This window comes from Streptomyces sp. (genome assembly GCF_036524955.1).
GTDB lineage: Bacteria > Actinomycetota > Actinomycetes > Streptomycetales > Streptomycetaceae > Actinacidiphila.
The window spans coordinates 1-14,555 of record NZ_DATDBG010000219.1 but is presented as its reverse complement, the minus strand read 5'-3'; the positions used below and the strand labels follow the sequence as shown (position 1 = coordinate 14,555).

Genomic DNA, 14,555 nt, shown 5'->3' with positions numbered 1-14,555 from the left:
GGCGGCCAGGTTCACTTCGTGACGACGGTCTTCGTCATCGACCAGGATGAGATCCCAGGAACCAGGCTCGTCTCCCGGAAGAGCGAACCTGACGGTGGCGAACTCGGGTACGCCGACGGCCTGAACCCTTACTCTCTGGCCGCGCTCGAACACGCTTTGCGATTGCATACTGTTGCGTCTGCCTCAAGGCTCACCGGAATCCAGCCGATAGGCATGACTGCAGGCCAAGTTGCTGGACGTGGGTAAGCCGTGTCCTGGTCGTCCCCCTCGGCCGCGCACGGTCCCCCACCCGGCCGACTAACGGAACGTCAAATTACAGTACTCACCGCCACTTCCAATACGCGGAACCGTGGAGGGCTGGGCGTGGGCGACGGTTTCCAGCCACGATCTACAGCAGGCGCACGATCTCGCTCATCGAACCGGTGAACATGGTGCGCCGCCCCGGACTGCATCAACCGCACGATGAGGACGCTGAAGACAGCGGCACAGCCCTCGATCTCCCACATGGTGCCAGCATGCGTTCGCGTCGCACCTTGGGTTGGCAGTCAGGCCGATGGCCCGATGAGACATGCGGCAAGACTGCGCCTTCGGACGGGAATCGGCTGAGGGCGGTGCGGGCTCGCGGCGCCATCATTCTGCGTGGTGGTCGCGGCGCCAGAAAGTTGGGAGCCACCAGCAGAGCACCGAGCGGTCATCAGGCCAAGGGGTGTGGACCGCGGAGTCCCAGTCCTCGAAGAAGTCGCGCGTCAGGTCAATGGGGCGCCAGGCAGGGTCCAGCGGTTCGTCCTCGGCTGGCGGGCGGACGTACTTCCGTCCGTGCTGGTCGCAGGCGCCGGAGTCCTGGTAGTTGCGCTGCGCCTCGATGAGCGAGACCCGGTTCGCTCCGCCTGTCGTGGTCGGCCAGCGGAACTGGACATCGTCGTCCTCCCAGAAGCAGATGGGGCAGATCTCGAAGGAGCCGGGCATCTCGTCGAGGACGCGGTGTCCGCAGCAGGGGCAGGGGTAGCGGTCGCTCACCTCCGTAGTCTCGTTGACGGCCCGGCTGGGGCACCACGCATTTCGCTTCCGCGGCCCGTCCGACCAGTCCGCATACAGTCCGCAGGACCCCCGTAAACCCCCGTCGGAACCCAACGCACGCCAACGTCGAAATCCCTGGTCAGCCCCCTGCCTGGTGCTCCGCCGCAGGTCAGATCCGGCCCGGATACGTTCCGCTTCAACGTGTAGCGGCCTTCGAAGTCCTGCGGTTGGGTAAAACCGCAGTTCAGGGGCGGTCGGCTGCTTCGGTGGTCGGCCGCTTTCGCTTCGTTTTACTGAATTATGCGGGATGACCTGACCTGACCTGATGTGTTGTCAGATCCGTTTGTGCAGGTCGAGGCCCTTGAATCGGCGTGCAGTGCCATGTTCGGAATACGGACGCCGGATCCGTGCTGGCTGCGGCTGATCTTGCCGCCCAGGCACTCCGCGTCGGCGGTAGCCATATCCGCGCGGGCGGCGGCCAACGCTGTGGTTCCCCGTCCCGGAGGAAGGCCAGGGGAGGCTCAGCCCAGGTAGCCCATCCGGCGGCTGATCTCCTCCGCGCCCTCGAGTAGTACTGGGGCGAGCTCGTGCACGCGCTCCTCGGTGAAGCGGTAGGCCGGCCCCGAGGCGCTGATCGCAGCGATCACTTCGCCGTCGCGGGAGCGGATCGGGGCCGCCATGGCGTGCAGTCCGAGCTCGAGTTCCTCCAGCGTCACCGCGTACCCGCGCTGCCGTGCCTCGGTGAGGTTGCTCTCCAGCTTCGTCCTGGTAGTCAGGGTGCGCGGCGTCAGCTTCTTCATCCCGGACGCCGCGAGTACTGCGGCGCGCTCCTCCGCCGGCAGGTGGGCCAGCAGGATCTTGCCGCTGGACGTAGCGTGCAGCGGGGTGAGCTGCCCGACCCAGTTGTGCGTGCCGACCGCCCCCGGGCCGCGCACCTGATAGAGGTTGACCGCGTAGTGCTCCTGCAGGACGGCGATGTTGACGGTCTCGCCGATCCGCTCGGCGAGCCGCTCGCAGACCGGCCGCCCCTGCTGGGTGATGTCGATACTGCCCGTGACCGCGCCCGCCAGGCGCACGATCCCGAACCCGAGCCGGTACTTGCCCCGCTCGGCCGCCTGCTCGACCAGACCGCGTGCCTCCAGCGCTCCGAGCAGGCGGAACGCGGTCGACTTGTGGACATCGATCTGCGCGGCGACCTCACTGACGCCCGCCTCGCCGCGCTGGGCGAGGATCTCCAGAACAGTGACGGCACGGTCGACGGACTGCACCCCGTTCACCGCAGGGCCTATTGTTTCGCGGTCTGCCGTGTAGTTGCTCACAGCGCAACTATAAGCGTTTTGATCCATCGACCTCGCACCTGCGGCGGAAGCGGTGAAGGTTCGTGTGTCGCGGGATCAGCGGCGTCGGCGAGGCGCTCTTGGCGGACGCCGTGGCCGGGCTCGTGGAGACCGGCGTCGAGCACGTGGTCGCGCCCTGCGGCGACGCCGGTCGGCGGGTTGCCGAGCCATGTCGACCAGCACACGCCTCTCCTGTGCCGCTCCAGGGCGGGCGAGTGCCTGAGCCCCGGCACCATGCCATACCGGGGGTGGTGCCGAGAGCCCGGTGAAGTTACACGAGCTTCAACAACCTGTCTCGGCGCTGACACACTGGCGATGTTCTGTTGCGCATACAGAAACCAATCGCACTTTACGCAACGACGCTAGGTGTGAGTCGTTGGCCGCAGCGTCGCCGCCCAGGACGCCCTGAGCTCACCAGACCGACCCCTCGACAGTGGCCGCCCCGAGGGCAGACAGTCTGAACGTTTCTTATGGTGTAACGCGTCACGTAATGCGCAACATCCGCGACCGGCTCGGCCTCGGCTCTCCCCAGGCTCGGGGCCGTAGGTGCGGAGTCGGTTGCCTGAACCGTTGAGCACCCCCCGTCGTTCGTGCGGGACCCCCGTGAACAGCGAAGTCCACCCCGTTCCCTCGTCGATCGCTCCGGGCGGAGCGATGCGACGTCCCCGCTATTCAGAACATCCGGCCGAAGTTCGCACTCGGCCGTCGCCCCATGAGGAGATCGACAGTGACACACGAGGTACGCGCCGTCGTCGCCAGGAAGAAGGGCGCTCCGGTCTCGGTGGAGACCATCCTGGTGCCGGACCCCGGCCCGGGGGAGGCGCTGGTTCGGGTGCAGGCCTGCGGGGTCTGCCACACCGACCTGCACTACCGGGAGGGGGGGATCACCGACGAGTTCCCCTTCCTGCTCGGCCATGAGGCCGCGGGAGTTGTCGAGGCGGTCGGTGAGGGCGTCACCGACGTCGCGCCCGGCGACTTCGTCATACTCAACTGGCGCGCGGTCTGCGGCCAGTGCCGGGCCTGCCGCAAGGGCAAGCCGTGGTACTGCTTCGCCACCCACAACGCCACCCAGCCGATGACGCTGGCCGACGGCACTCCGCTGTCCCCGGCCCTGGGCATCGGTGCCTTCGCCGAGAAGACCCTGGTCGCCGCCGGCCAGTGCACCAAGGTGGACTCGACCGCCTCGGCCGCCGCGGCGGGGCTGCTCGGCTGCGGCGTGATGGCCGGGTTCGGCGCCGCGGTCAACACCGGCGGCGTTGGCCGCGGAGACTCGATCGCGGTGATCGGCTGCGGCGGCGTGGGCATGGCCGCCATCGCGGGCGCCAAGGTGGCCGGCGCCAGCCGCATCATCGCCGTCGACGTCGACGAGCGGAAGCTGCAGTGGGCCGGGAAGTTCGGCGCCACCGACACCGTCGACTCCTCCAAGACCGACGCCGTCGAGGCCATCCGCGCTCTCACCGGCGGCTTCGGCGCCGACGTCGTCGTGGACGCGGTGGGTCGTCCCGAGACCTACAAGCAGGCCTTCTACGCCCGCGACCTGGCCGGCACCGCCGTCCTGGTCGGCGTCCCCACCCCGGAGCTGACCGTCGACCTGCCTCTGCTGGATGTCTTCGGCCGGGGCGGGGCACTGAAGTCCTCCTGGTACGGCGACTGCCTGCCCTCCCGGGACTTCCCCGCCCTGGTCGACCTCTATCTGCAAGGCCGTTTCGACCTGGAGGGCTTCGTCAGCGAGGAGATCGCGCTGGACGAGGTGGAGGCGGCGTTCGCCAAGATGCACCGCGGTGAGGTCCTGCGCTCGGTGGTGGTCCTGTGACGGCGCGGATCGAGCACCTGGTCACCTCCGGAACCTTCCAGCTGGACGGGGGCAGTTGGGAGGTGGACAACAACGTCTGGCTGATCGGCGACGACCGGGAGGTCCTGGTCGTCGACGCCGCGCACGACGAGGCGGCGATCGCGGCCGCTGTCGGCGACCGGCGCCTGGTCGGCATCGTGTGCACGCACGCCCACAACGACCACATCAACGCCGCTCCGGCCCTCGCCGCCCGCACCGGCGCGCCCATCCTGCTCCACCCGGACGACGCGGTGCTGTGGAAGGCCCTGCACCCCCGGTGGGAACCCGACCGGGAGCTGGCCGACGGGGAGCTGCTGACCGTGGCCGGCACCGGACTGCATGTGCTGCACACTCCCGGTCACTCTCCCGGCGCCGTCTGCCTGTACGTGCCCGAGCTGGGCGCTTTGTTCTCCGGCGACACCCTCTTCCAGGGCGGCCCGGGAGCCACCGGCCGCTCCTACTCCGACTTCGACACCATCATCGCCTCCATCCGTGACCGGCTGCTCACCCTCCCCGCCAACACCACCGTTCACACCGGTCATGGAGGCAACACCTCGATCGGGGCCGAAGCGCCCCAGCTCGACGACTGGATCGCCCGAGGGCACTGACCCCGCCCGTCACAGAACACGAATCTGGAGGAAAAACATGGCGGCTGAGCCGAAGGTGGTCATCATCGGTGCCGGCATCGTCGGTTGCGCGCTCAGCGACGAACTGACCGAGCGCGGCTGGACGGACGTCACCGTCGTCGAGCAGGGCCCGCTCTTCGCCACGGGCGGTTCCAGCTCACACGCTCCCGGCCTGGTCTTCCAGACCAGCGGGTCCAAGACGCTGACCGAGTTCGCGAAGTACACGGTCGAGAAGTACAGCGGCCTGACCCTGGACGGGCAGTGGTGCTTCCGGCAGGTCGGTGGCCTGGAGGTGGCCACCAGCCCCGAGCGGCTGGCGGAGCTCCAGCGCCGACACGGGTGGCTGAGCTCCTGGGGGGTGGACAGCCGCCTGCTGACGCCCGAGGAGTCCGCCGAGCTGCACCCGCTGCTGAACCCGGAGCGGATCCTCGGCGGGTTCCACATCCCCAGCGACGGCTTGGCCAAGGCGCTGCGGGCGGGCGAGGCGCAGGCCCGCCGGGCGATGGCCCGCGGGGCCCGGTTCCTCGGGCACCACACGGTGACCGGGATCGAGACGACCGGGGACCGGATCAGCGCGGTGGTCACCGACCAGGGGACCTTCCCGGCGGACGTCGTGGTCTCCTGCGCAGGGTTCTGGGGGCCGGAGATCGGACGGATGGTCGGGCAGGCGGTGCCCCTGGTGCCGATGGCCCACCAGTACGCGACGACGACCGTGCTCCCGGTGCTCGAGGGGCGCAACGACGAGCGCACCGAGGCCGGCCTGCCGATCCTGCGCAACCAGGACGCCCGCCTGTACTACCGCGAGATGGTCGACCGGATCGGCATCGGCTCCTACGCCCACCGGCCGATGCCTGTCTCCCTGGACGACGTTCCGCACCCGCGTGACGCAGCCGTGATGCCGTCCTACCTCGAGTTCACCGAGGCCGACTTCGAAGGAGCGTGGGCCGACTCCGTGACCCTGCTCCCGTCTCTGGCCGGTGCGAAGGTCGAGGAGGGCTTCAACGGCATCTTCTCCTTCACCACCGACGGCATGCCGCTGATGGGCGAGTCGCGGGAGGTCCAGGGGTTCTGGCTGGCGGAGGCAGTGTGGGTCACTCACTCGGCCGGCGTGGCCAAGGCCATGGCTGAGTGGCTGGTTGACGGCCGGCCCACCACCGACGTCCACGAGTGCGACGTCAACCGCTTCGAGGAGGTGCAGCTGGCCCCTTCCTACGTGCACGAGCGAAGCTGCCAGAACTTCGTCGAGGTGTACGACATCCTGCACCCGCTGCAACCGGCGGAACGACCGCGCCCGCTGCGGGTCAGTCCCTTCCACTCCCGGCAGGATGCGCTCGGGGCGGTCTTCCTGGAGGGCGGCGGTTGGGAGCGGCCGCACTGGTACGAGGCCAACGCCTCCCTGCCCGAGGTGGCGCAGGTCCCCGAGCGCAACGCATGGGCGTCCCGCCACTGGTCGCCGATCGCCGGTGCCGAGGCGCTGGTCACCCGGGAACGCGTGGCCCTGTACGACATGACCCCGCTGAAGCGGCTGGAGGTGACCGGCCCGGGAGCGCTCGCCTTCCTCCAGGCGCTGACGACCAATCAGCTCGAGCGGCCAGTCGGGTCGGTCACCTACACCCTGCTGCTCGAGGAGGCCGGAGGCATCCGCAGCGACCTGACCATCGCCCGCCTGGAGGCCGACCGGTTCCAGATCGGTGCCAACGGCAACCTCGACCTGGACTGGCTGCGCCGGCGCCTGCCGGCCGACGGGACGGTGCAGGTCCGCGACATCACCGCCGGGACCTGCTGCCTGGGCGTGTGGGGGCCGCGCGCCCGTGATCTGGTGCAGCCGCTGACCGACACCGACTTCTCGCATCTGAGTTTCGGCTACTTCAAGGCCAAGCAGGCCTACCTCGGCGACGTCCCCGTCACCGCGATGCGGCTGAGTTACGTGGGCGAGCTCGGCTGGGAGATCTACACCACGGCCGACATGGGCGCCAGATTGTGGGACACCTTGTGGGAGGCGGGGCAGGAGCTGGGGATCATCGCCGCCGGCCGCAGCGCCTTCAACAGCCTGCGCCTGGAGAAGGGCTACCGCTCCTGGGGCCACGACATGACCACCGAGCACACCCCCTATGAGGCCGGCCTGGGCTTCGCGGTCCGCCGTAACAAGGGGGACTTCACCGGTCGGCCCGCGCTCGAGGGGATCAGTGAGGAAACGGTCACCCGTCGGCTCGCCTGCCTGGTGATCCAGAACCAGCAGGCCGTGGTGACGGGCAAGGAACCGGTCTACGTGGACGGCCGGCCGGTCGGCTACGTGACCAGCGCCGCCTACGGCTACACGATCGGTGCTCCGATCGCCTACGCCTGGCTCCCCGCCGAGCACGCCGCCCCCGGGACCCGGGTGGAGATCGAGTACTTCGGCGCCAAGGTCGCAGCTGTCACCGCCGCCGAGCCCCTGTTCGACCCCGCGATGTCGCGCATCCGGCGCTGAACCCGCCGAGGGCACCAGCGGAACCAAACCCTTGTCGGCAAGATTCCCAGGAGATGGACGCATGACCCCTTCGTACGACGTGATCGTCATCGGTCTGGGGGGGATGGGCAGCGCCGCCGCCTACCACCTCGCCGCCCGCGGGCAACGGGTGCTCGGCCTGGAGCAGTTCGGCCCCGCCCACAACTTCGGCTCCAGCCACGGCGGATCCCGCATCTACCGCCAGGCCTACTTCGAGGACCCCGCCTACGTGCCACTGCTGCTCCGTGCCCACGAACTGTGGGAGAAGCTGGCCGTTGACTCCGGTCACGAGGTCTTCACCGAAACCGGCGGCCTCATGATCGGCCGCGAGGACAGCACGGCCTTCGCCGGCACCCTGCGCAGTGCCCAGCAGTGGGGCCTGGACCATGAGGTCCTCACCGCCGCCGACATCCGGCGCCGCTTCCCCACCTTCACCCCCTCCGACAGGGACGTCGCCTTCTACGAGCGCAAGGCCGGCCTGGCCCGGCCGGAGGCGACCGTCACCGCCCACCTGGATCTGGCTCGCGCCCACGGCGCCGAGCTGCACTTCGCAGAACCCGTCCTCGGGTGGGAGGCCGATGGCGCGGGGCGCAAGGCCTGGGTGGTCACCGACCGTGGCAGCTACACCGCCGACAGGCTGGTCATCGCCCCCGGGGCCTGGGCTCCGAAGCTCCTCCCCGACCTCGGCGTGAGCGTGACGGTGGAGCGGCAGGTCATGTACTGGTTCCAGCCCGAGGGGGGTGTCGGCCCGTTCACCGCCGACCGGCATCCCATCTACATCTGGGAGGACCCGGACGGCACCCAGATCTACGGCTTCCCCGCCCTCGACGGCTGCGAAGGCGGCGCCAAGATCGCCTTCTTCCGCAAAGGCGTGCCCAGCGACCCGGACACTCTCGACCGCCAGATCCACCCGGAGGAGATCGCGGCCATGGCCGAGTACCTGCGCCCGCGCATCCCCTCCCTGCCCGGCCGTTTCCTCAAGGCGGCCGCCTGCATGTACTCCAACACCCCGGACGAACACTTCGTCCTCGCCCAGCACCCCGAGCACCCCCAGGCGACGGTGGCCTGCGGGTTCTCCGGCCACGGGTTCAAGTTCGTGCCCGTGATCGGCGAGATCATCGCCGACCTGGCCACCGAGGGCACCACCAAGCACCCCATCGCCCTTTTCGACCCCCGCCGCGTGCGCGTCTGACATCTCCCGAGGTGACAACGATGACCACCACCAGCCTGCCCCCGAGCTTGATCTCCACGCTGTCCGGGGAGTACTACACCGATCCTGAGATCTTCGCTCTGGAACAGGAACGCGTCTTCGAAGCCATGTGGTTCTGCGTGGCCCGCGCCTCCGAGCTGGCCAAACCCGGGCAGTTCCGCACCTACCAGGTCGGACGGGAGAGCGTGCTGATCTCCCGCTCCCGGGACGGCTCGCTCAAGGCGTTCCTGAACATCTGCCGACACCGCGGCGCCAAGCTGTGCACCGAGGAATCCGGAGAGGTCAAGCGCGCGTTCCAGTGCCCCTACCACGCCTGGACCTACGGCCTCGACGGCAAGTTGGTCGCCGCACCGAACCTCACGTCGATGCCGGACGTCGACCGAGTCGAGTACGGCCTGATCAACGTCCACATCCGCGAGTGGCTCGGATACGTGTGGATATGCCTCGCCGACACCCCGCCCTCCTTCGAGGACGCCGTGATCGGCGCCGTGATCGAGCGACTGGGCGACGCCGCCTCCATCGAGAACTACGGGATCGATGACCTGCAGGTGGGCCGACGAATCACCTACGACGTCAAGGCCAACTGGAAGCTGATCATCGAGAACTTCATGGAGTGCTACCACTGCGCCACCATCCACCCTGAACTGACCGAGGTGCTACCGGAGTTCGCCGACGGTTACGCGGCCCAGTACTACGTCGGCCACGGCGCCGATTTCGGGGAAGAAATCAAGGGCTTCACCATCGACGGCAGCGAGGGTCTGGACCGCATCCCAGGCGTGGCCGAGGAGCAGGACCGCCGCTACTACGCGATCACCATCAAGCCGCAGGTCTTCATCAACCTGGTACCCGACCACGTGATCTTCCACCGCATGTACCCGATGGCGCACGACCGCACGATCGTGGAATGCGACTGGCTCTACCTCCCGCGCGTCATCGAAAGCGGAAAAGACGTGGACCGCTCGGTCGAGCTGTTCCACCGCGTCAACCAGCAGGACTTCGACGCCTGCGAGCGCACTCAGCCGGGGATGAGCTCCCGGGCCTACGCCAAGGGCGGCGTCCTCGTGCCCAGCGAGCACCACATCGGTGCCTTCCACACCTGGCTGCAGGACAAGCTCGGCTCCGCGGTCTCCCGCTGACCCGTCACTCTCCCAGTCGGCCTTCTCGTGGCAGGAGGGCAGGCCGACTGGGACCCACATATCACGTCCCGCTCGCTCAGCCCGCTGTGAGCAGCTGACCGGCCGGCGACAGCCTTCAGCAAGAAGGATGAGACAATAATGAGCAAAACACACCAAAGCAACAGGGATAGAGGCCACACCGCGGTGGCAGCCCCAGCAAGGAGCCCCGTGACCACCACCCGGCCTCGAATCGACCCCGTCGTCTTCGGCGTCACCGCAGTCCTCACCCTCGCCTTCGTCCTCTGGGGCGCCACCGCCACCGACACCCTGGAGAGCGTGTCCGGTTCCCTGCTGGACGGGCTGATGCGAAACGGCGGCTGGGCGTTCGTCCTGACCGCCTCCGCCTTCGTCGTCTTCGCCCTCTGGCTGGCGGTCAGCCGCTACGGGCGGATCACCCTGGGCCAGGAGGGCGAGAAGCCCGAGTTCCGCACCATCTCCTGGATCGCCATGATGTTCAGCGCGGGCATGGGCATCGGGCTGATGTTCTACGGCGTCAGCGAACCGCTGTCGCACTTCAAGACGCCGCCGCCCGGCGCCGACCCGGCCGACACCGCACAGGCCATGGAGATCTCCATGGCCACCACCCTCTTCCACTGGACGGTTCACCCGTGGGCGATGTACGCGGTGGCGGGGCTGGCGATCGCCTACAGCACCTTCCGGCGCGGCCGGCGACAGCTGTTCAGCGCCGTCTTCACTCCGCTGATCGGGGCGAAGCGGGCGAACGGCTGGGGCGGCAAGGTCATCGACATCCTCGCCATCTTCGCCACCCTCTTCGGCTCCGCGGCATCCCTGGGCCTGGGCGCCCTGCAGATTCGCAGCGGCATCACCGAACTGGGATGGAAGGGAGACATCGGCACCGGGCTGCTGGTCGCCATCATCGCCGTGCTCACCGTGGCGTTCGTCGCCTCCGCGGTGTCCGGCATCGCCAAAGGCATCCAGTGGCTGTCCAACATCAACATGGTGCTGGCGCTGTCCTTGGCGGTCTTCGTATTCGTCGCCGGGCCGACCATCCTCATCCTCGACCTGCTGCCCACCTCCCTCAGCGCCTACCTCGGTGACCTGACACAGATGGCAGGACGTACCGAAGCCTCGAGCGGTGAGGGAGTCGCCGACTGGCTCGCCGGCTGGACGGTCTTCTACTGGGCCTGGTGGATCTCCTGGACGCCGTTCGTCGGCATGTTCATCGCCCGGATCAGCCGCGGCCGCACCATCCGGCAGTTCGTGGGCGGGGTCATCCTCGTGCCCAGCACGGTCAGCCTGCTGTGGTTCGCGGTCTTCGGCGGCTCGGCGATGCGGCTGCAGGACCAAGGCCACCTCGGCGACGCCACGACGGCCCAGGGCCAGCTCTTCGACGTGCTCCAGCAGTACCCGATCGCCACGGTGACCAGCGTGCTGGTCGTGCTCCTCGTCGGGATCTTCTTCATCTCCGGTGCCGACGCCGCCTCCATCGTGATGGGGACCCTCTCCCAGCGCGGATCCCTGGAACCGACCCGGGCCGTCGTCGTGTTCTGGGGCGTGCTGACCGGAGCGGTTGCCGCCGTCATGCTGCTCGTCGGCGGCGGCACGGGCGACGCGCTCACCGGACTGCAAAACCTCACCATCCTCGCGGCCGCCCCCTTCACACTCGTGATGGTCGGGCTGTGCCTCGCGCTCATGCGCGACCTGCGCCACGACCCACTCATCATCCGCGGGCAGCAGGGCGAGGAGGCCATCGAAACGGCCGTCATCGCCGGCCATGAGAAGTACGACGGCGATTTCGAACTCCGCATCGGCCCCGCCGCCTCATCGGGCGACACAGAGCTCAGGGAGTCTGTTCCGTCCTCCGAGTTCTGACGGGGGCGGTCCGACACCGGCGGGGCCGTGGAAACGACTCACGCGGTCACGGCCCCGCCCGTACCTCCCCACGCACCCCCACACACTGAAAATGTGTATGGGCATATCTGGTATTCGACTATCCCTGACGCCGTCCTATTCCGCTGAGCGCCCTCTTTCGGACTGGCGAAACGCCACGTCGGAGACTCTCGGCGGCATTGTGTACCCCGAGTTCAGCAGCGCTCTCTGCGACTCTTCCTGAGGTCGTCGGCGGGCGAGGAGTTCCAGGAAACTCACGGCCCGATCCGTCGACTGCACCGGGATTCGCCTGCTGCGGTGCCCCGAAGGATCGGGCAGTCGATTACCGCTCTGTTGCATATCGCGCAATTTTACGCACTGTCGCGGACCAATTCGGCTCCTCGCTTGACAATCCCCAAGGCGACGGGAAGCATGTTGCATATAGTGAATTTGGTTGCACTATTCGAGACGGCATTTTCTGGCTCTCTCGCTCTTTTCCTCCGTCGTAAGGCCAGGTGCCACCACCTGGCCGACGGCTCCCCATTCCCGTCGGGACCTGGAGGTTCCCCATGATCACGGTGTGCCCGATCGAAGACCTGCCGCCTGGCGAGTCCATCCGTGTTACCGACGGCGTTCCCGCCCCGGTCGCGCTGTTCAACGTGGACGGCACGGTCTACGCCATCGACGACACCTGCACCCACCAGGACGCCTCGCTGGCCGACGGCTGGCTGGAGGGCTGCTTCGTCGAATGTCCCCTGCATGCGACCTCCTTCGACCTGCGCACGGGTCGCCCGACCTGCCCGCCGGCGAAGCACCCGGTGCGCACCCACCGGGTCTCCCAGCAGGACGGCCACATCCTGCTCCACGTCACCGTCGGGGAGTCCGCATGAAGAGCATCACCGTCGTCGGAGCGTCGCTGGCAGGCCTGAGCGCGGTTCGCGCGCTGCGCGCCGAGGGATACGACGGCGCCATCGTCGTCGTCGGCGACGAGCGCCACCTCCCCTACGACCGCCCGCCGCTGTCCAAGGACTTTCTCAAGGGAGATCTCGACGCCGGCGCGCTCGCGCTCGGCGACGCGGACGAGTACGAGGACCTGGAGGTGCGGTGGCTGCTCGGTGAGCGCGCGGTGCGGCTCGACCCCGCGGCCCGGTCCGTCACCCTGGCCGGAGGGCGGAAGCTGCGCACCGACGGGGTCGTCGTCGCGACCGGCGCCAGTGCCCGGATCATCCCCGGCACGGACGGGCTGGCCGGTGTTCACACCTTGCGCACTCTGGACGACGCCATGGCCCTGCGTGCCGAGCTGTCGAACGGCCTGCCGCGGGTCGTCGTTGTCGGCGCCGGCTTCATCGGTGCCGAGGTGGCGTCCACGGCCCACCGGCTCGGTCTGGACGTCACCGTCGTCGAGGCGCTCGACGTACCGCTGGAACGCCAACTGGGACGTGAGATGGGGCTGGTGTGCTCCTCGCTCCACGCCGATCACGGGGTTCGCCTGCTGTGCGGCGGCGTCGCGGGATTCACCGGCAACGGCCGGGTCACCGGCGTACGGCTGGCGGACGGGCGCCTGCTGCCCGCCGACGTCGTCGTGGTCGGGGTGGGTGTACGGCCCGCCACCGACTGGCTCGCCGGTTCCGGCGTTCAGGTGGACGACGGCGTGGTGTGCGACGCCGGCTGCGCCTCAAGTCTCCCGGGTGTGGTGGCCGTCGGTGACGTCGCCCGCTGTCCCAACCCGTTCACCGGTAGGCATGCCCGCATCGAGCACTGGACCAACGCCACCGAGCAGGCGAAAACCGCCGCCGGCACACTGCTCTCCGGCGCGTCGGCTCCCGGCCCGGTCTCCGCGCCCTACTTCTGGTCCGACCAGTACGGCGTGCGCATCCAGCTCGCCGGCCACGTAGCCCCCGGCGACCGGCCCGAGCTCCTCGAGGGCGACCTCGAGAGCCGCTCCTTCACAGCCGTCTACCGGCGTGAGGGCTCCCCCGTCGCCGTGCTCTCCCTCAACCAGCCGAAGACATTCAACCGGCTGCGCCGCACCCTCACCCCTGGCGCCGCGGCCGCGGCCGCCTGAGGGTCCTCGGCGAAGTCGTCGACCTCCGGCTCCCCGAAACCGACACCTGGGCCGAGGCCGGAGAGATTTGTGGGGAGATCACGTCGCCGACAGCCGTCAGTGACGTGTACGTCCCTTCCCCAAGCCAGGTCCTGGACGTCAGCACCGCGCCGGCCGACGACCCGGGTGCCGTCAACACCGGTCCCTGCGCCGTCGTCTGACTGTTCGAACTACGAGGCGAGAACATCGCGGGCGTCCGGTCCTTGCCGATGCGTACGCCGCGCACCACTCCCACACACAAGGAAACCGCCGATGAGCCTGTTCAACAGCTCACTTCACGAGCTTGACCCGGATGTAGCCGCCGCCGTCGACGCCGAGCTGCACCGCCAGCAGTCCACCCTGGAGATGATCGCCTCGGAGAACTTCGCTCCGGTGGCCGTGCTCGAGGCACAGGGCTCGGTGCTGACCAACAAGTACGCCGAGGGCTACCCCGGCCGCCGCTACTACGGTGGCTGCGAGCACGTCGACGTGGTCGAGCAGCTCGCCATCGACCGGGCGAAGGCGCTGTTCGGGGCCGAGGCCGCGAACGTGCAGCCGCACTCCGGCGCGCAGGCGAACGCCGCCGCGATGTTCGCCGTGCTGTCTCCCGGTGACACGATCCTGGGTCTGGATCTGGCGCACGGCGGGCACCTGACCCACGGCATGAGGATCAACTTCAGTGGCAAGCTCTACAAGGTCGCCGCGTACCACGTGGACACGGAGACGGGCCGGGTCGACATGGCCGAGGTCGAGCGGCTCGCCAAGGAGCACCGGCCGAAGCTGATCGTGGCGGGCTGGTCGGCTTATCCGCGGCAGCTGGACTTCGCGGAGTTCCGGCGGATCGCCGACGAGGCGGGCGCGTACCTGATGGTGGACATGGCCCACTTCGCCGGGCTGGTCGCGGCCGGGCTGCACCCCTCTCCCGTGCCGTACGCGGACGTCGTCACCACCACGACCC

12 protein-coding genes are annotated in these 14,555 nt (G+C 68.7%); 10 read left to right on the top strand and 2 right to left on the bottom strand.

Annotated elements, in window-relative coordinates:
- Positions 1-630 precede the first annotated feature (630 nt).
- A complete protein-coding gene (locus VIW71_RS17925) occupies positions 631-1,017 on the bottom strand; it encodes a CPCC family cysteine-rich protein (RefSeq protein ID WP_331623345.1) in 387 nt (128 codons plus the stop codon).
- A 521-nt stretch (positions 1,018-1,538) separates the two neighbouring features.
- Complete coding sequence (locus VIW71_RS17920; RefSeq protein ID WP_331623346.1) at positions 1,539-2,285, bottom strand: IclR family transcriptional regulator; 747 nt, start codon at positions 2,283-2,285, stop codon at positions 1,539-1,541.
- 796 nt (positions 2,286-3,081) lie between these two features.
- On the opposite strand from VIW71_RS17920, the gene VIW71_RS17915 reads away from it, so the two are divergent.
- The 10 genes from VIW71_RS17915 to VIW71_RS17875 form a co-directional block, all read left to right on the top strand.
- Entirely contained in the window at positions 3,082-4,167 is a 1,086-nt protein-coding gene (locus tag VIW71_RS17915) for an S-(hydroxymethyl)mycothiol dehydrogenase (protein WP_331623344.1), read from the top strand.
- Positions 4,164-4,793 (top strand): MBL fold metallo-hydrolase, encoded by a 630-nt coding sequence (locus tag VIW71_RS17910; protein WP_331623343.1) that lies wholly within the window; start codon positions 4,164-4,166, stop codon positions 4,791-4,793. Before VIW71_RS17915 ends, VIW71_RS17910 begins: the two co-directional genes overlap by 4 nt.
- 37 nt (positions 4,794-4,830) lie before the next feature.
- A complete protein-coding gene (locus tag VIW71_RS17905) occupies positions 4,831-7,281 on the top strand; it encodes a GcvT family protein (protein WP_331623342.1) in 2,451 nt (816 codons plus the stop codon).
- A 61-nt stretch (positions 7,282-7,342) separates the two neighbouring features.
- Positions 7,343-8,491: an N-methyl-L-tryptophan oxidase gene (gene solA, locus VIW71_RS17900; RefSeq protein WP_331623341.1), complete on the top strand. Its 1,149-nt coding sequence runs from the start codon at positions 7,343-7,345 to the stop codon at positions 8,489-8,491.
- A gap of 20 nt (positions 8,492-8,511) precedes the next feature.
- Positions 8,512-9,645, top strand: a complete 1,134-nt coding sequence (locus tag VIW71_RS17895; RefSeq protein ID WP_331623340.1) for an aromatic ring-hydroxylating oxygenase subunit alpha — start codon at positions 8,512-8,514, stop codon at positions 9,643-9,645.
- Between the two features lie 138 nt (positions 9,646-9,783).
- Positions 9,784-11,517, top strand: a complete 1,734-nt coding sequence (locus tag VIW71_RS17890) for a BCCT family transporter (protein ID WP_331623339.1) — start codon at positions 9,784-9,786, stop codon at positions 11,515-11,517.
- Positions 11,518-12,083: 566 nt separating this feature from the next.
- Positions 12,084-12,404 (top strand): bifunctional 3-phenylpropionate/cinnamic acid dioxygenase ferredoxin subunit, encoded by a 321-nt coding sequence (locus VIW71_RS17885; RefSeq protein ID WP_331623338.1) that lies wholly within the window; start codon positions 12,084-12,086, stop codon positions 12,402-12,404.
- Positions 12,401-13,579, top strand: a complete 1,179-nt coding sequence (locus tag VIW71_RS17880) for an NAD(P)/FAD-dependent oxidoreductase (protein WP_331623337.1) — start codon at positions 12,401-12,403, stop codon at positions 13,577-13,579. The genes VIW71_RS17885 and VIW71_RS17880 overlap by 4 nt, the downstream gene beginning before the upstream one ends.
- Positions 13,525-13,779 (top strand): hypothetical protein, encoded by a 255-nt coding sequence (locus VIW71_RS26635; RefSeq protein ID WP_414720772.1) that lies wholly within the window; start codon positions 13,525-13,527, stop codon positions 13,777-13,779. The genes VIW71_RS17880 and VIW71_RS26635 overlap by 55 nt, the downstream gene beginning before the upstream one ends.
- 91 nt (positions 13,780-13,870) lie before the next feature.
- A partial coding sequence (locus tag VIW71_RS17875) for a serine hydroxymethyltransferase (protein WP_331623336.1) occupies positions 13,871-14,555 on the top strand: 685 nt, incomplete at its 3' end.

Coding starts and splice junctions, on each gene's coding strand:
- VIW71_RS17905 (WP_331623342.1), top strand. CDS start 4,831: ATGGCGGCTGAGCCGAAGGTGGTCATCATCGGTGCCGGCATCGTCGGT.
- solA (WP_331623341.1), top strand. CDS start 7,343: ATGACCCCTTCGTACGACGTGATCGTCATCGGTCTGGGGGGGATGGGC.
- VIW71_RS17895 (WP_331623340.1), top strand. CDS start 8,512: ATGACCACCACCAGCCTGCCCCCGAGCTTGATCTCCACGCTGTCCGGG.
- VIW71_RS17890 (WP_331623339.1), top strand. CDS start 9,784: ATGAGCAAAACACACCAAAGCAACAGGGATAGAGGCCACACCGCGGTG.
- VIW71_RS17885 (WP_331623338.1), top strand. CDS start 12,084: ATGATCACGGTGTGCCCGATCGAAGACCTGCCGCCTGGCGAGTCCATC.
- VIW71_RS17880 (WP_331623337.1), top strand. CDS start 12,401: ATGAAGAGCATCACCGTCGTCGGAGCGTCGCTGGCAGGCCTGAGCGCG.